Raw genomic sequence first — 17,658 nt, forward strand, 5'->3', positions numbered from 1 at the left:
CGCGTACAATAGTGGACTTTTGCACGTCCTCACCCGCCTTATGTCCTCGCCCACCCTGTACGAATTCTTCGCTCCCTGCCCGCGCGGCCTCGAAGCGGCGCTTGCCGCCGAGCTGGCCGAAATCGCCGGCCGACATCTGGACGGCGCGCCGTTCACCGCGGGCGCGCAGGTGCCGGGCGGCGTTCATTTCCGCGGCGGCTGGGCCGCCGGCATGGCCGCGAACCTCCATTCGCGGATCGCGAGCCGGATCCTGCTGAAGATCGCGCACCGCCCGTACCGCACCGAGCAGGACGTCTATGCGCTCGCGCTCGAGCAGCCATGGGAACGCTGGTTCGCATCGACGCAGACGCTGCGCGTCGACATCACCGCGATCAAGTCGCCGCTGAAGAGCCTCGAATTCGCGACGCTGCGCGTGAAGGATGCGATCTGCGACCGGATGCGCAACAAGACCGGCGCACGCCCGAGCATCGACACCGGCGCGCCGGACGTGCGCGTATTCGCGTTCCTGACGGCCACCGAGTGCACGCTGTACCTCGATACGTCGGGCGAGCCGCTGTTCAAGCGCGGCTGGCGCCTCGACAAGGGCGCGGCGCCGTTGCGCGAGAACCTCGCGGCCGGCATCCTGCGCCTGACGGGCTGGACGCCCGGCACGCCGCTGTACGACCCGATGTGCGGCAGCGGCACCTTCCTCGCGGAAGCCGCGCAGATCGCGCTCGGCGTCGCACCGGGCGTCGAGCGCCGGTTCGGCTTCGAAAAGCTCAAGCAGTACGACATCACCGCATGGCAGGGCCTGAAGGTCGCGGCGCTCGACGCGAAGCGCGCGGCGCGCGGCAAGCGCGATTCGCTCGGCGTGTACGGCAGCGACATCTCGGGCGACATGCTCGAGAAGGCGCGCGCGAACCTCGAGCGCGCGGGCGTGCCGTCGGTGTGGCTCAAGCAGGTCGACGCGCGCGGGATGACGCCGCCGTGCGACGGCCCGGGCATCATCCTCGCGAACCCGCCGTACGGCGAGCGGATCGAGGTACGCGGCCGCAGCGCGCGCGGCGAGGTGCGCGAGACCGGCCGCAACCGCGGCAACGACGACGCCTTCCGCCGCACGCACACCGACGCGCCGGACAGCGAATTCTTCAACGCGCTGGGCGATGCGCTCAAGCAGCGCTTCACGGGCTGGCAGGCGTTCCTGCTGACGTCGGACCGGTCGCTGCCGGGCCAGTTGCGCCTGCGCGAATCGGCGAAGACGCCGCTGTTCAACGGCGCGCTCGAATGCCGGCTGTTCCGCTTCGACCTGATCGCCGGCAGCGTGAAGGCACGCCCGGCCGCGCCGGAAGGCGACGCCTGACACGCGAGACGGCCGCCGCGGCCGCCTGCTGACACCCCACGACGCCCGGCCTGTGCCGGGCGTTTTTCTTTCCGCCGCACCCACGCGGGCGGACGCCCCGCGTGCCGCCCCGCCACCCGCGCGCCGATGCGCTTCCCGCACCGCCCTTACCCGCCCAGGCCGTCAGGTTCGTCCTTTTGTCAGCACCGCCACGACTACTGACAGCACGCTGTCAGCAGCCCCCGATCACACTGCAATCCCGGCGCAATGCAAGGCTGGTTTCCATCAAGAACCCGAACAACAAGGAGCTCGTCATGACGTCCGCAACTGCAACTGCAACCGAAACCGCAACCCTGGAACGCGCGATCGCGTGGTTCGACATCCCGTCCCTCGATTTCGACCGGGCGATCCGTTTCTACGAAACCGTGCTGCAGACGACGCTGCAGCGCGAAGTCATCGGCGGCGTGCCGATGGCCGTGTTCGATCACGAAGCGTCGAGCACGGGCGGCAGCATCGTGTTCGATCCGCAACAGATGAAGCCGAGCGCGAACGGCGTGCTCGTGTACCTGAACGCCGGGGAATCGGTCGTCGCGGCGCTCGAACGCGCGAAGCGCGCGGGCGGCGTCGTGCAGGGCTCGGTCGTCGAGCTGCCGAACAACTACGGCTACATCGGCTACCTGATCGATACCGAAGGCAACCGCGTCGGCCTGCACGCACCGAAATGCCACTGAGCGCATCCACGATCCGGCCGGCACGGCGCTATCATCGCGAAGTCCCCGTAGCCGTTGGAGTCGAGGTTCAGCCATGACGCGCCGTGCAGACCGCCTGTTCCAGATCGCCGAGCTGCTGCGCGGGCGTCGTCTCACGACCGCGCAGCAGCTCGCCGACTGGCTGTCGGTATCGCCGCGCACGGTCTATCGCGACGTGCGCGACCTGCAACTGTCAGGGGTGCCGATCGAAGGCGAAGCCGGCATCGGCTACCGGCTGAACCGCAACGCGAGCCTGCCGCCGCTCACGTTCACGGCCGAGGAGCTCGCGGCGCTCGCGGCCGGCGCGCGGATGCTCGAAACCTGGGGCGGCGCGCGCTTCGCGGGCGGCGCGCGTTCGGCGCTCGCGAAGATCGCGTCGGCGATGCCGGCCGACAAGCGCACCGCGCTCGATCGGCTGCCGGTGTTCGCGCCGTCGTTCCACATCGACGAGACGTTCTGCGCGAAAGTCGACGCGATCCACCAGGCGGTCGACACGCACCACATCGTCAGCTTCGACTACCGCGACCGGCTCGGCGCGCACACGAAGCGCCGCGTGTGGCCGCTCGGGCTCGTCTATTGGGGTGGACGCTGGACGATCGGCGCGTGGTGCGAGCTGCGCGACGACTTCCGCACCTTCGACATCGCGCGGATGGGCGACATCACCGTGCACGAGCAGTTTCCGGACATGGAAGGCCGGCGCATCGCCGACTACATGCGGATCGCGGAAGCGCCGATGCGCTGACGCGCGCCGCCGCCATTCGCATGCCGGGGCGTCCGCGCCCCGGCAACGCCCGTCATTCCCCGAACACGACCGACCGCTTCGGCCGCTCGTCGACGTGCAGCGAAAACACGTCGGGGCGCGCATAGTGCCCGACCACGTCGAAGTCGTAACGCGCACGCACGAGCTCGTCCGTATCGATGCGCGCGGTCACCAGCCCGGCCTCGCCGATCAGCGGCTCCGTCAGCAGGTCGCCGAGCGGCCCGACGATCACGCTGCCGCCGCGGATCAGCGGCCGCTCGGGATCCCAGCCCGGCACGTCGATGCCGAGCACGCGCGGCGACGGCTGCACCTGGCACGCGCTCACGACGAAGCAGCGCCCTTCGTGCGCGATGTGCCGCATCGAGCTTTGCCACAGGTCGCGCTCGTCGACGGTCGGCGCGCACCAGATCTGCACGCCTTTCGCATACATCGCGCAGCGCAGCAGCGGCATGTGGTTCTCCCAGCAGATCGCGGCGCCCGCACGGCCCGCGGCCGTGTCGATCACCGGCAGTGTCGAGCCATCGCCCTGCCCCCAGATCAGCCGCTCGGTGCCGGTCGGCATCAGCTTGCGGTGCTTCGCGACGAGCCCGTCGCGCGGATCGAAGAACAGCGCCGAGCAGTAAAGCGTGCTGCCGCCCCGCTCGATCACGCCGATCACGAGGCTCGCGCCCGTGCGCTGCGACAGCGCGGCCAGTTCGTCCGTTTCGGGCCCCGGCACGTCGATCGCCTGCGCGGCGTAGCGCGCATACGCGTCGCGGCCCTCGGGCAGCCGGTAGCCGAGCCGCGTGCCGAAGATCTCGCCCTTCGGATAGCCGCCGAGCACGGCCTCGGGCAGCACGACGAGCGACGCGCCGCTGTCGCGGATCGCGGCTTCGTAGCCGAGGATCGTGTCGAGCGTGGCGCGCGTGCCGGCGGGCGATGCGCCGATCTGCAGCGCGGCGATGACTGAGGTGGACATGAAGGCGTCTCCGGTGAGTGGGTGACGCCATCTTTATCGATATCATTTCATCGATCAAATCGATAAAACGATAACTGACATGAATATGGATGATATCGCCGCACTCGACCTGAATCTGCTGAAGGTGTTCGAGGCGCTGTACGAGGAAGGCGGCGCGAGCCGCGCGGCGCTGCGGCTCGGCCTCACGCAATCGGCGGCGAGCGCGGCGCTCGCGCGGCTGCGCGTGATCTACGCCGATCCGCTGTTCGTGCGCACCGGCCGCGGGCTCGCGCCGACGCCGCGCGCGGACGAACTGAAGCCGATCCTCTCCGACGCGCTCGACCGCTGCCGCGCAAGCCTCGCGATCGCGGCCGACGGCGGCGAGCGGGTCGGCCGTACGATCTCGATCGGGCTGTCGGACGACTTCGAGATCGCGCTCGGCCGCGCGCTGATCGACGCGGTCGCCCGCGAAGCCGCGGGCATCCGGCTGATCTTCCGGCAGACGCACAGCGGCATCGCGGGCGACGCGCTGCTGCGGCACGCCGTCGATCTCGCGATCGCGTCGGGCGGATTCTCGGCGAACGGGCTGAGCCGGCGCGCGGTCGCGACGGGCGGCTACGCGTGCCTGATCGATCCGGCCGGCCGCGCGCACGCGCCGAGCACGCTCGCGCTCGCCGATTTCGTGCAGCGCGACCATCTGCTCGTGTCGTCGGGCGGCGTGATCGGGATCGTCGACGAAGCGCTGGCCGCGCTCGGCCACAAACGGCGCGTCGCGGCGTCGACCACGCATTTCGCGGCGCTGCCGTACCTGCTCGCCGGCTCCGACGCGGTGGCGACGATTCCGGCGCACGCGGCTCGCGCGATCGCGCAGGCGACGTCGCTGCGCGCGCTCGCGTGCCCGGTCGAGCTGCCGCGCTACCCGGTGGAAATCGGCTGGCGCACAAGCACGCAGCGCGATCCGGCGATCGTGCGCGTGCGGGATACGATCGCCGCCTGCGTCGCGACCATCGTCGCACCGTGAAAAACGGGGCGCGATTCGGCGCGTGACGGTCGGACCGCCCTGGCTGGCCGCCAGCCTGGGCAGGCGGCGCTGCCGGAACGCGTCGCGGCGATCGGGCAGACCCGTTGCCGCCACAAGAACGACCGGGGTCGGATTCGTCTAACCTGACGGCCGGCAGCGTCCGGGCGCAACCGGTAAAATGCCGAACCATGAAACCCGAAATCTGGACCCCGCATGTGACCGTCGCGGCGCTCGTCGAGCGTGCCGGTCGCTTTCTCGTGATCGAGGAAGAAACCTCGACGGGCCTGCGCATCAACCAGCCGGCCGGCCATCTCGAAGCCGGCGAGACGCTCGCCGACGCCGTGATCCGCGAGACGCTCGAGGAAACCGCGCATCCGTTCGTACCCGACGCGCTCGTCGGCGTCTATCTCGCGCACTACGACCGCCCCGACAGCGCCGGTGCGACCTACCTGCGCTTCACGTTCTGCGGCACGGCCGGCGAGCCGCTGCCGGGCCACATGCTCGACGACGGCATCGTCCGCACGCTGTGGATGAGCGCCGACGAACTGCGCGCGTGCAGCGAGCGCCACCGCTCGCCGGCGGTGATGCGCTGCGTCGACGACTATCTCGCCGGGCGGCGCATTCCGCTCGATTTCGTGCACACGCATTCGGTCGCGCCGCGCCCGGAAGCATTCGACCGTCAGGCGGTAAACAAATGAGCAAGCGCCGTGTAGTAGTGGGCATGTCGGGCGGCGTCGATTCGTCGGTGACCGCGTGGCTGCTGAAGGAACAGGGGTACGACGTGGTCGGCCTGTTCATGAAGAACTGGGAAGACGACGACGACGGCGAATACTGCTCGACGCGCCAGGACTGGATCGACGTGGTGTCGGTGGCCGACCTGATCGGCATCGACGTGGAAGCCGTGAACTTCGCGGCCGAATACAAGGACCGCGTGTTCGCCGAATTCCTGCGCGAATATTCGGCCGGCCGCACGCCGAACCCGGACGTGCTGTGCAACGCCGAGATCAAGTTCAAGGCGTTCCTCGACCACGCGATGTCGCTCGATGCGGAAATGATCGCAACCGGCCACTACGCGCGCGTGCGCGAGCGCGACGGTCGCTTCGAACTGCTGAAGGCATTCGATCATACGAAGGACCAGTCGTACTTCCTGCACCGGCTGAACCAGGCGCAACTGTCGAAGACGATGTTCCCGCTCGGCGAGATCCCGAAGACGAAGGTGCGCGAGATCGCCGCGCAGATCGGCCTGCCGAACGCGAAGAAGAAGGACTCGACCGGCATCTGCTTCATCGGCGAACGGCCGTTCCGCGACTTCCTGAACCGCTATCTTCCGACGAAACCCGGCCCGATGAAGACGCCCGACGGCAAGGTGGTCGGCGAGCACATCGGCCTCGCGTTCTACACGTTCGGCCAGCGCAAGGGCATCGGCCTCGGCGGCAGCAAGGACGGCAGCGGCGAACCGTGGTTCGTCGCGGCGAAGGACATCGCGTCGAACACGCTGTACGTCGTGCAGGGCCACGATCACCCGTGGCTGCTGTCGCGCGAGCTCGTCGCCGGCAACGTGAGCTGGGTCGCGGGCGAGCCGCCGGCCGACGGTTTCTCGTGCGGGGCGAAGACGCGCTACCGGCAGGCCGACGCGGCCTGCACGTTCGGCCGGGCCGCGCTCGGCCGGGCCGCGCTCGATCAGGCCGACGGCGAGCGCTTCTCGCTCGCGTTCGACGACGCGCAATGGGCGGTCACGCCCGGCCAGTCGGCCGTGCTGTACGACGGCGAGATCTGCCTCGGCGGCGGCATCATCGAGTTCGCGGCCACCGGCCAGCCCGGCCAGACGGCGCCGTCGGCAACGCACGCGGGCGCGCTCGCGGAAGCACGCTGACATCCATTCGGTTTAGACTTGCGGCACGCCGCGCCCGGCGGAACACGATTCCGCCGCGGCCGGTGCGCCGCCGCGCAGCGTACGCATGGCGGCATTTCAAGATGCTTACGGAGTCCCCATGCTTTCACGACGCTACCTCGCGATGTGGTGTGCCGTCCTGCTGCTCGTTGCCGCGGCCGCACTCGCGTCGATCCACGTGCTTTCCTGGCTGTGGATCATCCTCCCCGTCGCCCTCGTCGCCCTCGGCCTGTACGACCTGAACCAGGACCGCCACGCGATCCTGCGCAATTACCCGCTCTGGGGCCATTTCCGCTTCCTGTTCGAGTTCATCCGCCCCGAGATCCGCCAGTATTTCGTCGAGGACGACACCGACGAGAAGCCGTTCTCGCGCGCGCAGCGCAGCCTCGTCTACCAGCGCGCGAAGAACGTCGCCGACAATCGCCCGTACGGTACCGAGCTGAACGTGAAGGCCGTCGCGCACGAATGGATCAGCCACTCGCTCGCGCCGACGAAGCTGCCGAACCATGACTTCCGCATCCGGGTCGGCGCGAACCGCGCGCAGCCGTACGACATCTCGATCTTCAACATCTCGGCGATGAGCTTCGGCTCGCTGTCCGCGAACGCGATCCGCTCGCTGAACCTCGGCGCGAAGAAAGGCGGATTCGCGCACGACACCGGCGAAGGCTCGCTGTCGAAGTACCACCGCGAGAACGGCGGCGACATCATCTGGGAAATCGCATCCGGCTACTTCGGCTGCCGCAACGACGACGGCACGTTCAATCCGGACAAGTTCGCGAAGCAGGCCGCCGATCCGCAGGTCAAGATGATCGAGATCAAGCTGTCGCAAGGCGCGAAGCCGGGCCACGGCGGCGTGCTGCCGGCCGCGAAGATCACGCCCGAGATCGCCGAGACACGCGGCGTGCCGATGGGCAAGGACTGCATCTCGCCCGCGACGCACTCGGAATTCTCGACGCCGCGCGGGCTGCTCGAATTCGTCGAGCGGCTGCGCACGCTGTCCGGCGGCAAGCCGACCGGCTTCAAGCTGTGCATCGGCCATCCGTGGGAATTCTTCGGGATCGCGAAGGCGATGGTCGAGACGGGCATCGTGCCGGACTTCATCGTCGTCGACGGCGCGGAAGGCGGCACCGGCGCGGCGCCGCTCGAATTCACCGACCACGTCGGCGTGCCGCTGCAGGAAGGGCTGCTGCTGGTGCACAACACGCTCGTCGGCATCGGCGTGCGCGACCGCGTGAAGATCGGCGCGAGCGGCAAGATCATCACCGCGTTCGACATCGCGCGCACGCTCGCGATCGGCGCGGACTGGGTGAATTCGGCGCGCGGCTTCATGTTCGCGGTCGGCTGCATCCAGGCGCAGCACTGCCACACCGACCGCTGCCCGACCGGCGTCGCCACGCAGGACCCGGTGCGCCAGCGCGCCATCGTCGTGCCCGACAAGGCCGAGCGCGTGTACAACTTCCACCGCAATACGCTGCATGCGCTGCAGGAACTCGTGCAGGCGGCCGGCCTCGGCCATCCGTCCGAGCTGCGCGCGCATCACATCGTGCAGCGGGTCGCGCCGCACGAGGTGCGGCTGATGTCGCAGTTGCTGAAGTACCTGAAGCCCGGCGCGCTGCTCGACGGCCAGACCTGCGGCTATACGCTGTACGACAAGTGGTGGCCGATCGCACGCAGCGATTCGTTCGTGCTCGGCGAAACCGTTTACGCGTCGATCGAGTGACGCGATCGCCAGCCGCCGGGCGGCTCGCCATAAGAAAAGCGCCCCGCGGGGCGCTTTTCTTTTGTCTGCCCGATCCGCCGCCGGCGGTCGGTCAGCCCTGCGGCAGCGTGTCGACGAACGTCTGCCGCTGCGACAGCTTCACGAAATGCTTGTCGAGGTTCGGATGGCGATCGCGCCAGTCGAGTTCGGGCATCCGGAAGTCGAGGTAGCCGAGCGCGCAGCCGAGTGCGATGTCGGCGAGCGTGTAATGATTGCCGACGCACCACGTCTTGCCGCCGATGCCCTGCGACATCGCGACGAGCGCGTCGTCGATCTTGCGCTGCTGACGCGCGATCCAGCTCGCGCTGCGCTGCGCTTCGTCGCGCAGCGTGTGTTCGAGACGAATCGCCACGGCCGCGTCGAGCACGCCGTCACCCAGCGCTTCCCAGCACCGCACTTCGACACGTTCGCGCCCCGACGGCGGAATCAGCTTGCCGACCGGCGACAGCGTATCGACGTATTCGCAGATCACGCGGGAATCGAACACCGCGGCACCATCCTCCATCACGAGACACGGGACCTTGCCGAGCGGATTCGATGCATGAATGTTCGTATCCGGCGCCCACACGTTCTCGAGCTCCAGCTTGTAGTCGATCTTCTTTTCAGCAAGCACGATCCGCGCCTTTCGGACGTACGGGCTGCTGAGCGAACCGATTAATTTCATCATCTGCCTTTTTAAGGGAACCGCCGAGAGTATACGTTGTCGCCGATCATAACCGGCCGGCGTGGCCGGGCAGAAAATCTGCCCGTCCGGCCTGTGGATGGTTTGCAACAGCCGTCGCCGAGCCCCGCCCGGCGCGGCTTGCAGCCGCGCCTTTCACACACCGCGTCCGGCGGCGCTACAATCGCACGATGAATGCGCCCCTCGATACCGCCATCGCCGTCGACGTCTACCGCCAGCGCCGCGAACGCGTGCTTGCCGCACTGCGCGCCGCGGGCGGCGGCGTCGCCATCGTTCCCACCGCGCCGGAAATGCTGCGCAACCGCGATACGGCCTTCCCGTACCGGCATGACAGCTACTTCCACTACCTGACGGGCTTCACCGAGCCGGATGCCGTGCTCGTGCTGAACGCCGCCGGGTCGCAAGGCACGCCGGAATCGATTCTGTTCTGCCGCGCGAAGAATGCCGATCGCGAGATCTGGGAAGGTTTCCATTACGGGCCCGAGGCCGCGCGCGACGCGTTCGGCTTCGACGCGGCCTACGCGGTCGACGTGATCGACACCGAAATGCCGCGCCTGCTCGCCGATGCGGGCACCGTGCACTATCGGTTCGGCGCCTCGGCCGAGTTCGACCGCCAGCTCGCCGGCTGGATCGATGCGGTGCGCGCGCAGGCGCGCACGGGTGTCGCCGCGCCGGACGCGCTGCTCGACCTCACGCCGCTCGTCGACGACATGCGGCTCGTGAAGGACGAACACGAACTCGCGATCATGATGCGCGCCGCGCACATCTCCGCGCTCGCGCACCGTCGTGCGATGCAGGTGTGCCGCCCGGGGATCCGCGAATACGAACTCGAGGCCGAGCTGCTGTACACGTTCCGCAAGCATGGCGCGCAGGCGCCCGCGTATGGCTCGATCGTCGCGGCCGGCGCGAATGCGTGCGTGCTGCACTACCCGGCCGGCAACGCGGCCGCGCGCGACGGCGACCTGATCCTGATCGATGCCGCGTGCGAACTCGACGGCTACGCGTCGGACATCACGCGCACGTTCCCGGCCAACGGGCGCTTCTCGCCCGCGCAGCGCACGCTGTACGACATCGTGCTCGCCGCGCAGCAGGCCGCAATCGACGCGACGCGCGCGGGCGTGTCGTTCGAGGCGCCGCACGACGCGGCCGTGCGCGTGCTGGCGCAAGGGCTGCTCGATACGGGCATCATCCCGAAGACGCGCTTCTCGAACGTCGACGACGTGATCGCCGAGCGCGCATACGCACGCTTCTACATGCACCGCACCGGCCACTGGATCGGCATGGACGTGCACGATTGCGGCGACTATCGCGAACGGCTCGCCGCGCGCGACGCCGACGGCGCGTTGCCGTGGCGCACGCTGAAACCCGGCATGACGCTTACCGTCGAGCCGGGCCTGTACGTGCGGGCCGCTGACGACGTGCCGTCCGAATACTGGAACATCGGCATCCGCATCGAGGACGACGCGATCGTGCGCGAGCACGGTTGCGAGCTGATCACGCGCGACGTGCCGGTGGCGGCCGCCGAGATCGAGGCGCTGATGCGCGCGGGCGCGGCGCACGGCGCGTGAGCGTGCCGCAGGTTGCCCTCGCCCCGCTGTCGAGCCACCGTCGACTCGCTGTTGACCGCCGTTGACCGTTACCCCGTTTCACGAACACTGATGACGACCGCTTCCTCCCCGGCCACGCCGGACTACGATCTCGCCATCGTCGGCGCCGGCCCCGTCGGGCTCGCGCTCGCCGGCTGGCTCGCCCGCCGCAGCGCGACGCAGCACGCGTCGATCGCGCTGATCGACGCGCGCGAGCCGGCCGCGAGCGCGAACGACCCGCGCGCGATCGCCGTATCGCACGGCAGCCGCGTGCTGCTCGACACGCTCGGATGGCCGGGCGACGCGACGCCGATCGAACACATCCACGTGTCGCAGCGCGGCCATTTCGGCCGCACGCTGATCGACCGCGACGAGCATGACCTCGCCGCGCTCGGCTACGTCGTGCGCTACGGTTCGATCGTGCAGGCGCTCGCGCAGGCCGTGCGCGGCACGCGCGTCGACTGGCTCACGTCGACCACCGCGCGCACGCCGCAACAGGACGCCGACGGCGTCACGCTGACGCTCGACGGTCCGCAAGGCGAGCGTACGCTGCGCGCGCGCATCGTCATCAACGCCGAAGGCGGGCTGTTCCACGAACAGCAGGCCGATACCGGCAAGCATCGCCGCGACTACGGTCAGACCGCGATCGTCGGCACGGTCACGGTCTCGGCGCCGCGCCCGAACGTCGCATGGGAACGCTTCACGCACGAAGGCCCGCTCGCGCTGCTGCCGCTCGGGGGTCCGCGCCAGGCCGAGTATTCGCTCGTATGGTGCTGCACGCCCGACGAAGCGGCCCGCCGCGCCGCCCTTCCCGACGACGCGTTCCTGCGCGAACTCGGCGCTGCCTTTGGCGAGCGGATGGGGCAGTTCGTCGCGATCGCGGGGCGCGCCTCGTTCCCGCTCGGACTGAACGCGGCACAAACGCTCGTCAACGGGCGCATTGCGATCGTCGGCAACGCCGCGCAAACGCTGCATCCGGTCGCCGGCCAGGGGCTCAATCTCGGGCTGCGCGATGCGCATACGCTCGTCGACGCGCTGTCCACCCAAGGCTTCGAACCGACCGCGCTCGCAACCTTCAACGCGCGGCGTGCACTCGACCGCCGCTTCACGATCGGCGCGACCGACACGCTCGCACGGTTGTTCACGGTCGACACCGGCCCCCTTCCGCTGTTGCGCGGCGCGGCGCTCACCGCGCTCGAATTTGTCCCGCCGCTGAAGAAGGCGATCGCGCGCCAGATGATGTTCGGCCAGCGCAACTGACGCGCGGCGCGGCGCGCGTTGCGTGTCGTCGGCGCCGTGCAAACCGGGTCAAATCGGCGGAGCATGGGAATACGGTAAAATGCGCGTTTTCCCTCCGCCCTTTTTTGCCCGCGACGCCCGGCGCTCGCGGGCGGTGCCATTGCGATGCCCGTTATCGGCCCTCACGTATTGCGTAACAATCTGTTCGTCGCCCCGATGGCCGGGGTGACGGATCGCCCGTTCCGCCAGCTGTGCAAGCGGCTGGGGGCCGGATACGCCGTGTCCGAGATGGTCGCGTCCAATGCGCAGCTGTGGAAGAGCGCGAAGACGATGCGGCGAGCGAACCACGAAGGCGAAGTCGAGCCGATCGCGGTGCAGATCGCCGGCGCCGATCCGGCGATGATGGCCGAAGCCGCCCGCTACAACGTCGACAACGGCGCGCAGATCATCGACATCAACATGGGCTGCCCGGCGAAGAAGGTCTGCAACGTCGCGGCCGGCTCCGCGCTGCTGCAGAACGAGCCGCTCGTGCAGCGGATCGTCGAGGCCGTCGTCGCGGCGGTCGGCACGGGGCCGGATGCGGTGCCCGTCACGCTGAAGATCCGCACCGGCTGGGATCGCGAGCACAAGAACGCAATCACGGTCGCGCGCCTCGCCGAGGCGGCCGGCATCTCGATGCTGACCGTGCACGGCCGCACGCGCGCCGACCTCTACCGCGGCGACGCGGAATACGACACCATCGCGGCCGTGAAGGCGGCCGTGCACATCCCGGTCGTCGCGAACGGCGACATCACGTCGCCGGCGAAAGCGAAGGCCGTGCTCGACGCAACCGGCGCCGACGCACTGATGATCGGTCGTGCCGCGCAAGGCCGGCCATGGCTGTTCCGTGAAATCGATCATTTCCTGCAAACCGGCGAGCTGCTGCCCCCGCCGCGGATCGACGAGATCCAGCACGTGATGAACGAACACCTGGAAGACCACTACGCGTTCTATGGTGAATTCACCGGCGTCCGTACTGCGCGCAAGCACATCGGCTGGTACACTCGCGGCCTTTCCGGTGCCAACGGGTTCCGGCACAGGATGAACACGCTCGATTCCACCCGCGAGCAGCTCGCCGCCGTCAATGCATTCTTCGAGGCGCAAAAGGCGCTGTCGGACCACCTCGTCTACGTCGATGACGAAGAGGAAAACGGCCAGGGCGAGTCGGACGACCATAACCAGTTAGCAGCATGAGCAAGCACAACATCGAACAATGTGTCCGCGAGAGCCTGGACGTGTATTTCCGGGATCTAGACGGCTCCAATCCGCACGACGTCTATGAAATGGTGATGTCCTGCGTCGAAAAGCCGATGCTCGAGGTCGTGCTCGTACAGGCCGGCGGCAACCAGTCGCTCGCCGCCGAGTACCTCGGCATCAATCGCAATACGCTGCGCAAGAAGCTGCAGCAGCACGGCCTGCTGTAGGCAGCCGTCCCGTCCCCGTTTCCCTGGCTATTGGTGGTTCCATCATGATCAAGCAAGCGCTCATTTCCGTTTCCGACAAGACCGGCATCGTCGACTTCGCGAAGTCGCTGTCCGACCTCGGCGTCAAGCTGCTGTCGACCGGCGGCACCGCGAAACTCCTCGCCGACGCGGGCCTGCCCGTTACCGAAGTGGCCGACTACACGGGCTTTCCGGAAATGCTCGATGGGCGCGTGAAGACGCTCCACCCGAAGGTGCACGGCGGCATCCTCGCCCGCCGCGACCTTCCCGAGCACATGCAGGCGCTGGAACAGCACGGCATCCCGACGATCGACCTGCTGGTCGTGAACCTGTATCCGTTCGTCGCGACGATCGCGAAGGACGACTGCACGCTCGCCGACGCGATCGAGAACATCGACATCGGTGGCCCGACGATGCTGCGCTCGGCCGCGAAGAATCACCGCGACGTGACGGTCGTCGTCGATCCGGCCGACTACGCGGTCGTGCTCGACGAAATGAAGGCGAACGGCAACGCGATCGGCTACGCGACCAACTTCCGCCTCGCGACCAAGGTGTTCGCGCACACGGCGCAATACGACGGCGCGATCACGAACTACCTGACGAGCCTGACCGACGAGCTGCAGCACGCATCGCGCAGCGCGTACCCGGCCACGCTGAACATGGCGTTCGACAAGGTGCAGGACCTGCGCTACGGCGAGAACCCGCACCAGAGCGCAGCGTTCTACCGCGACCTCGCGGCACCGGCCGGCGCGCTGGCGAACTACCGCCAGCTGCAGGGCAAGGAGCTGTCGTACAACAACATCGCGGATTCGGACGCGGCGTGGGAATGCGTGAAGACGTTCGACGCGCCGGCCTGCGTGATCATCAAGCATGCGAACCCGTGCGGCGTCGCGGTCGGCAACGACTCGGCCGATGCATACGCGAAGGCATTCCAGACCGACCCGACGTCGGCGTTCGGCGGCATCATCGCGTTCAACCGCGAAGTCGACGAGACGGCCGCGCAGGCGGTGGCGAAGCAGTTCGTCGAAGTGCTGATCGCGCCGTCGTTCTCGGACGCCGCGAAGCAGGTGTTCGCCGCGAAGCAGAACGTGCGCCTGCTCGAAATCGCGCTGGGCGAAGGTCATAACGCGTTCGACCTGAAGCGCGTGGGCGGCGGCCTGCTCGTGCAGTCGCTCGATTCGAAGAACGTGCAGCCGAGCGAACTGCGCGTCGTCACGAAGCGTCAACCGACCGCGAAGGAAATGGACGACCTGCTGTTCGCATGGCGCGTCGCGAAGTACGTGAAGTCGAACGCGATCGTGTTCTGCGGCAACGGCATGACGCTCGGCGTCGGCGCCGGCCAGATGAGCCGCGTCGATTCCGCGCGCATCGCGAGCATCAAGGCACAGAACGCGGGCCTTACGCTGGCCGGCTCGGCCGTTGCGTCGGATGCGTTCTTCCCGTTCCGCGACGGTCTCGACGTGGTCGTGGCGGCTGGCGCGACCTGCGTGATCCAGCCGGGCGGCTCGATGCGCGACGACGAAGTGATCGCGGCGGCCGACGAGCACGGCATCGCGATGGTCCTGACGGGCGTGCGTCACTTCCGTCACTGATCGCACGCGGCCCGTGCGGCCGCTGCATGCAAACCCGGCGGCATCGCACCCGCCGGGTTTTTTATTGCGCGGCGCCGGCGCACACGACCGTGCGGCCGGCACCGCACACCATTCGTTGTAGTATCGCTGCATCAGGTTTTTCTCCTCACTCATGCGAATTCTCGGCATCGACCCCGGCCTGCGCGTCACCGGCTTCGGCATCATCGACGTCAGCGGCCATCGGCTCGCCTATGTCGCGAGCGGCGTGATCCGCACGCCAACGGCCGACCTGGCCACCCGACTCGGCACGATCTTCCAGGGCGTATCGACGCTCGTGCGCGAACACGCGCCCGACCAGGCCGCGATCGAGCAGGTGTTCGTCAACGTGAACCCGCAGTCGACACTGCTGCTCGGTCAGGCGCGCGGCGCCGCGATCTGCGGGCTCGTCGCCGGCGGCTTGCCGGTGGCCGAATACACCGCGTTGCAACTGAAGCAGGCCGTCGTCGGTTACGGCCGCGCGACCAAGTCGCAGATGCAGGAGATGGTGACGCGGCTGCTCAATCTCACGGGCCAGCCCGGCAGCGACGCGGCCGATGCGCTCGGGATGGCGATCTGCCATGCGCACAGCGGTAATACGCTCGGCACGATCAGCGGCCTCGCGCCGGCGCTCGCGAAAAAGGGGCTGCGGGTGCGGCGTGGACGGCTCGTCGGCTGACACAAACGGCACGCATGTCTACGGCGCGTAGCGCATTGCGCCTGCGACCGCCCTGCCCGCCCGATCGCCTCATCGCCCTGCATCACGCACGCGTGTCGATCGCCCCGACCTGAAGGCCTACCCATCGGCATTGCGCCGCACCTGCGCTACACTCGCGCTTTCTTCCTCGCTTCCCGCCATCCATGATCGGTCGCATCGCCGGCATCCTGCTCGAAAAGAACCCGCCCCACCTGCTCGTCGACTGCAACGGCGTCGGCTACGAGATCGACGTGCCGATGAGCACCTTCTACAACCTGCCGCAGACCGGCGAGCGCGTCGTGCTGCTCACGCAGCAGATCGTGCGCGAGGACGCGCACCTGCTGTACGGCTTCCTGACGCCGCAGGAGCGCACGACCTTCCGCGAACTGCTGAAGATCACCGGTATCGGCGCGCGCATGGCGTTGGCCGTGCTCTCCGGCATGAGCGTGCAGGAGCTCGCGCAGGCGGTGACGATGCAGGACGCCGCACGTCTCACGCGCCTGCCCGGCATCGGCAAGAAGACCGCCGAGCGCCTGCTGCTCGAGCTGAAGGGCAAGCTCGGCGCGGACCTCGGTGCGCTCGCCGGCGCCGCATCCCAGTCCGATCACGCGACCGACATCCTCAACGCACTGCTCGCGCTCGGCTACTCGGAAAAGGAAGGCCTCGCCGCGATCAAGAACGTGCCGGCCGGCACCGGCGTGTCCGAGGGCATCAAGCTCGCGCTCAAGGCATTGTCGAAGGCGTAACACCCGCCCGAACCGGCTTTCGGAGCCAGTGTCGCGCCGCCGTGCGGCGCGCACCAGTCGGCCGTTCGGCCAGTTCGACCGCGTGACCGCGCGCGGTACAATGGCCGCATGATTGAAACCGACAAACTCGCCGCCGAGCGGATCATCGCCGCCACGCCCACCTCGTCGCACGAGGAGGTGTTCGAACGCGCGCTGCGGCCGCGCCAGCTCGACGACTACGTCGGCCAGGAAAAGGTGCGCGGTCAGCTCGAGATCTTCATCGAGGCCGCGAAGCGCCGCTCCGAGCCGCTCGACCACGTGCTGCTGTTCGGGCCGCCGGGCCTCGGCAAGACCACTCTCGCGCACATCATCGCGCGCGAGATGGGCGTGAATCTGCGCCAGACCTCGGGCCCCGTGCTCGAGCGCGCGGGCGATCTCGCCGCGCTGCTGACCAACCTCGAAGCGAACGACGTGCTGTTCATCGACGAAATCCACCGGTTGTCGCCGGTCGTCGAGGAAATCCTGTATCCGGCGCTCGAGGATTACCAGATCGACATCATGATCGGCGAAGGGCCGGCCGCGCGCAGCGTGAAGCTCGACCTGCAGCCGTTCACGCTGGTCGGCGCGACCACGCGTGCGGGGATGCTGACCAACCCGCTGCGCGATCGCTTCGGGATCGTCGCGCGCCTCGAGTTCTACGATGCCGACCAGCTGTCGCGCATCGTGCGGCGCTCGGCGTCGCTGCTGAACGCACAGATCGATCCGAACGGCGCGCTGGAAATCGCGAAGCGCTCGCGCGGCACGCCTCGGATCGCGAACCGGCTGCTGCGCCGCGTGCGCGACTATGCGGAAGTGAAGGCCGACGGCCAGATCACCGCGGCCGTGGCCGACGCCGCGCTCGCGATGCTCGACGTCGATCCGGTCGGCTTCGACCTGATGGACCGCAAGCTGCTCGAGGCGATCCTGCACAAGTTCGACGGCGGCCCGGTCGGTATCGACAACCTCGCGGCAGCGATCGGCGAGGAGCGCGACACGATCGAGGACGTGCTCGAACCATACCTGATCCAGCAGGGTTTCCTGCAGCGCACGCCGCGCGGGCGCGTCGCGACACTGCTCACATACCGCCACTTCGGGCTCTCCGCGCCCGATGCCGGCAGTACCGAACGCGGAATGTGGGATACCGCCGACGGGAAGTAACCCGCCGCC

At 68.4% G+C, this 17,658-nt stretch carries 17 protein-coding genes; 15 read left to right on the forward strand and 2 right to left on the reverse strand.

What is annotated here, in order from left to right:
• Nucleotides 1-40 precede the first annotated feature (40 nt).
• The 3 genes from WS46_RS01045 to WS46_RS01055 all read left to right on the forward strand — a co-directional run bounded on the left by WS46_RS01045 (nt 41) and on the right by WS46_RS01055 (nt 2,809).
• On the forward strand, nt 41-1,339 hold the full coding sequence (locus WS46_RS01045; protein WP_059689060.1) for a class I SAM-dependent RNA methyltransferase: 1,299 nt from the start codon (nt 41-43) through the stop codon (nt 1,337-1,339).
• Between the two features lie 293 nt (nt 1,340-1,632).
• Nucleotides 1,633-2,049 (forward strand): VOC family protein, encoded by a 417-nt coding sequence (locus WS46_RS01050; RefSeq protein WP_059535358.1) that lies wholly within the window; start codon nt 1,633-1,635, stop codon nt 2,047-2,049.
• 73 nt (nt 2,050-2,122) lie between these two features.
• Nucleotides 2,123-2,809: a YafY family protein gene (locus WS46_RS01055; RefSeq protein WP_059535356.1), complete on the forward strand. Its 687-nt coding sequence runs from the start codon at nt 2,123-2,125 to the stop codon at nt 2,807-2,809.
• 52 nt (nt 2,810-2,861) lie between these two features.
• Here the strand turns inward: WS46_RS01055 and WS46_RS01060 are convergent, their stop codons facing one another.
• Nucleotides 2,862-3,785: a carbon-nitrogen hydrolase family protein gene (locus tag WS46_RS01060; RefSeq protein ID WP_059689061.1), complete on the reverse strand. Its 924-nt coding sequence runs from the start codon at nt 3,783-3,785 to the stop codon at nt 2,862-2,864.
• A gap of 79 nt (nt 3,786-3,864) precedes the next feature.
• On the opposite strand from WS46_RS01060, the gene WS46_RS01065 reads away from it, so the two are divergent.
• The 4 genes from WS46_RS01065 (at nt 3,865) to WS46_RS01080 (ending at nt 8,396) form a co-directional block, all read left to right on the forward strand.
• Nucleotides 3,865-4,785, forward strand: coding sequence for a LysR family transcriptional regulator (locus WS46_RS01065; protein WP_059689062.1), 921 nt, complete (start codon nt 3,865-3,867; stop codon nt 4,783-4,785).
• Nucleotides 4,786-4,973: 188 nt separating this feature from the next.
• Nucleotides 4,974-5,483 (forward strand): NUDIX hydrolase, encoded by a 510-nt coding sequence (locus WS46_RS01070; RefSeq protein ID WP_059535350.1) that lies wholly within the window; start codon nt 4,974-4,976, stop codon nt 5,481-5,483.
• Entirely contained in the window at nt 5,480-6,658 is a 1,179-nt protein-coding gene (mnmA, locus tag WS46_RS01075) for a tRNA 2-thiouridine(34) synthase MnmA (protein ID WP_059689063.1), read from the forward strand. The genes WS46_RS01070 and mnmA overlap by 4 nt, the downstream gene beginning before the upstream one ends.
• Before the next feature lie 118 nt (nt 6,659-6,776).
• Nucleotides 6,777-8,396, forward strand: a complete 1,620-nt coding sequence (locus WS46_RS01080) for an FMN-binding glutamate synthase family protein (protein WP_059689064.1) — start codon at nt 6,777-6,779, stop codon at nt 8,394-8,396.
• Between the two features lie 91 nt (nt 8,397-8,487).
• Here the strand turns inward: WS46_RS01080 and WS46_RS01085 are convergent, their stop codons facing one another.
• Nucleotides 8,488-9,099: a glutathione S-transferase family protein gene (locus WS46_RS01085; RefSeq protein WP_059535515.1), complete on the reverse strand. Its 612-nt coding sequence runs from the start codon at nt 9,097-9,099 to the stop codon at nt 8,488-8,490.
• Between the two features lie 188 nt (nt 9,100-9,287).
• On the opposite strand from WS46_RS01085, the gene WS46_RS01090 reads away from it, so the two are divergent.
• The 8 genes from WS46_RS01090 (at nt 9,288) to ruvB (ending at nt 17,649) form a co-directional block, all read left to right on the forward strand.
• Nucleotides 9,288-10,685, forward strand: a complete 1,398-nt coding sequence (locus tag WS46_RS01090) for an aminopeptidase P N-terminal domain-containing protein (protein ID WP_059535345.1) — start codon at nt 9,288-9,290, stop codon at nt 10,683-10,685.
• 90 nt (nt 10,686-10,775) lie between these two features.
• On the forward strand, nt 10,776-11,963 hold the full coding sequence (locus WS46_RS01095; RefSeq protein WP_059535343.1) for a UbiH/UbiF/VisC/COQ6 family ubiquinone biosynthesis hydroxylase: 1,188 nt from the start codon (nt 10,776-10,778) through the stop codon (nt 11,961-11,963).
• Nucleotides 11,964-12,107: 144 nt separating this feature from the next.
• Complete coding sequence (gene dusB, locus WS46_RS01100) at nt 12,108-13,175, forward strand: tRNA dihydrouridine synthase DusB (RefSeq protein WP_059689065.1); 1,068 nt, start codon at nt 12,108-12,110, stop codon at nt 13,173-13,175.
• Complete coding sequence (locus WS46_RS01105; protein WP_006476892.1) at nt 13,172-13,405, forward strand: Fis family transcriptional regulator; 234 nt, start codon at nt 13,172-13,174, stop codon at nt 13,403-13,405. The genes dusB and WS46_RS01105 overlap by 4 nt, the downstream gene beginning before the upstream one ends.
• A 44-nt stretch (nt 13,406-13,449) precedes the next feature.
• On the forward strand, nt 13,450-15,015 hold the full coding sequence (purH, locus tag WS46_RS01110; RefSeq protein ID WP_059689066.1) for a bifunctional phosphoribosylaminoimidazolecarboxamide formyltransferase/IMP cyclohydrolase: 1,566 nt from the start codon (nt 13,450-13,452) through the stop codon (nt 15,013-15,015).
• Nucleotides 15,016-15,166: 151 nt separating this feature from the next.
• Nucleotides 15,167-15,709, forward strand: a complete 543-nt coding sequence (ruvC, locus tag WS46_RS01115) for a crossover junction endodeoxyribonuclease RuvC (protein WP_059465409.1) — start codon at nt 15,167-15,169, stop codon at nt 15,707-15,709.
• A gap of 182 nt (nt 15,710-15,891) precedes the next feature.
• Nucleotides 15,892-16,473 carry a Holliday junction branch migration protein RuvA gene (gene ruvA / locus WS46_RS01120; protein ID WP_059451998.1) on the forward strand — a complete coding sequence of 194 codons (582 nt, stop codon included), beginning with the start codon at nt 15,892-15,894 and terminating at the stop codon, nt 16,471-16,473.
• Nucleotides 16,474-16,581: 108 nt separating this feature from the next.
• Nucleotides 16,582-17,649 carry a Holliday junction branch migration DNA helicase RuvB gene (ruvB, locus tag WS46_RS01125; protein ID WP_059689067.1) on the forward strand — a complete coding sequence of 356 codons (1,068 nt, stop codon included), beginning with the start codon at nt 16,582-16,584 and terminating at the stop codon, nt 17,647-17,649.
• The last annotated feature ends 9 nt before the right edge of the window (nt 17,650-17,658 follow it).

The organism is Burkholderia sp. RF4-BP95, assembly GCF_001521985.1.
GTDB classification, from domain to species: domain Bacteria; phylum Pseudomonadota; class Gammaproteobacteria; order Burkholderiales; family Burkholderiaceae; genus Burkholderia; species Burkholderia diffusa.

What these genes read in the sequence shown, in the direction of transcription:
- WS46_RS01045 (WP_059689060.1), top strand. Translation starts at nt 41, where the DNA reads ATGTCCTCGCCCACCCTGTACGAATTCTTCGCTCCCTGCCCGCGCGGC.
- WS46_RS01050 (WP_059535358.1), top strand. Translation starts at nt 1,633, where the DNA reads ATGACGTCCGCAACTGCAACTGCAACCGAAACCGCAACCCTGGAACGC.
- WS46_RS01055 (WP_059535356.1), top strand. Translation starts at nt 2,123, where the DNA reads ATGACGCGCCGTGCAGACCGCCTGTTCCAGATCGCCGAGCTGCTGCGC.
- WS46_RS01060 (WP_059689061.1), bottom strand. Translation starts at nt 3,785, where the DNA reads ATGTCCACCTCAGTCATCGCCGCGCTGCAGATCGGCGCATCGCCCGCC.
- WS46_RS01065 (WP_059689062.1), top strand. Translation starts at nt 3,865, where the DNA reads ATGAATATGGATGATATCGCCGCACTCGACCTGAATCTGCTGAAGGTG.
- WS46_RS01070 (WP_059535350.1), top strand. Translation starts at nt 4,974, where the DNA reads ATGAAACCCGAAATCTGGACCCCGCATGTGACCGTCGCGGCGCTCGTC.
- mnmA (WP_059689063.1), top strand. Translation starts at nt 5,480, where the DNA reads ATGAGCAAGCGCCGTGTAGTAGTGGGCATGTCGGGCGGCGTCGATTCG.
- WS46_RS01080 (WP_059689064.1), top strand. Translation starts at nt 6,777, where the DNA reads ATGCTTTCACGACGCTACCTCGCGATGTGGTGTGCCGTCCTGCTGCTC.
- WS46_RS01085 (WP_059535515.1), bottom strand. Translation starts at nt 9,099, where the DNA reads ATGAAATTAATCGGTTCGCTCAGCAGCCCGTACGTCCGAAAGGCGCGG.
- WS46_RS01090 (WP_059535345.1), top strand. Translation starts at nt 9,288, where the DNA reads ATGAATGCGCCCCTCGATACCGCCATCGCCGTCGACGTCTACCGCCAG.
- WS46_RS01095 (WP_059535343.1), top strand. Translation starts at nt 10,776, where the DNA reads ATGACGACCGCTTCCTCCCCGGCCACGCCGGACTACGATCTCGCCATC.
- dusB (WP_059689065.1), top strand. Translation starts at nt 12,108, where the DNA reads ATGCCCGTTATCGGCCCTCACGTATTGCGTAACAATCTGTTCGTCGCC.
- WS46_RS01105 (WP_006476892.1), top strand. Translation starts at nt 13,172, where the DNA reads ATGAGCAAGCACAACATCGAACAATGTGTCCGCGAGAGCCTGGACGTG.
- purH (WP_059689066.1), top strand. Translation starts at nt 13,450, where the DNA reads ATGATCAAGCAAGCGCTCATTTCCGTTTCCGACAAGACCGGCATCGTC.
- ruvC (WP_059465409.1), top strand. Translation starts at nt 15,167, where the DNA reads ATGCGAATTCTCGGCATCGACCCCGGCCTGCGCGTCACCGGCTTCGGC.
- ruvA (WP_059451998.1), top strand. Translation starts at nt 15,892, where the DNA reads ATGATCGGTCGCATCGCCGGCATCCTGCTCGAAAAGAACCCGCCCCAC.
- ruvB (WP_059689067.1), top strand. Translation starts at nt 16,582, where the DNA reads ATGATTGAAACCGACAAACTCGCCGCCGAGCGGATCATCGCCGCCACG.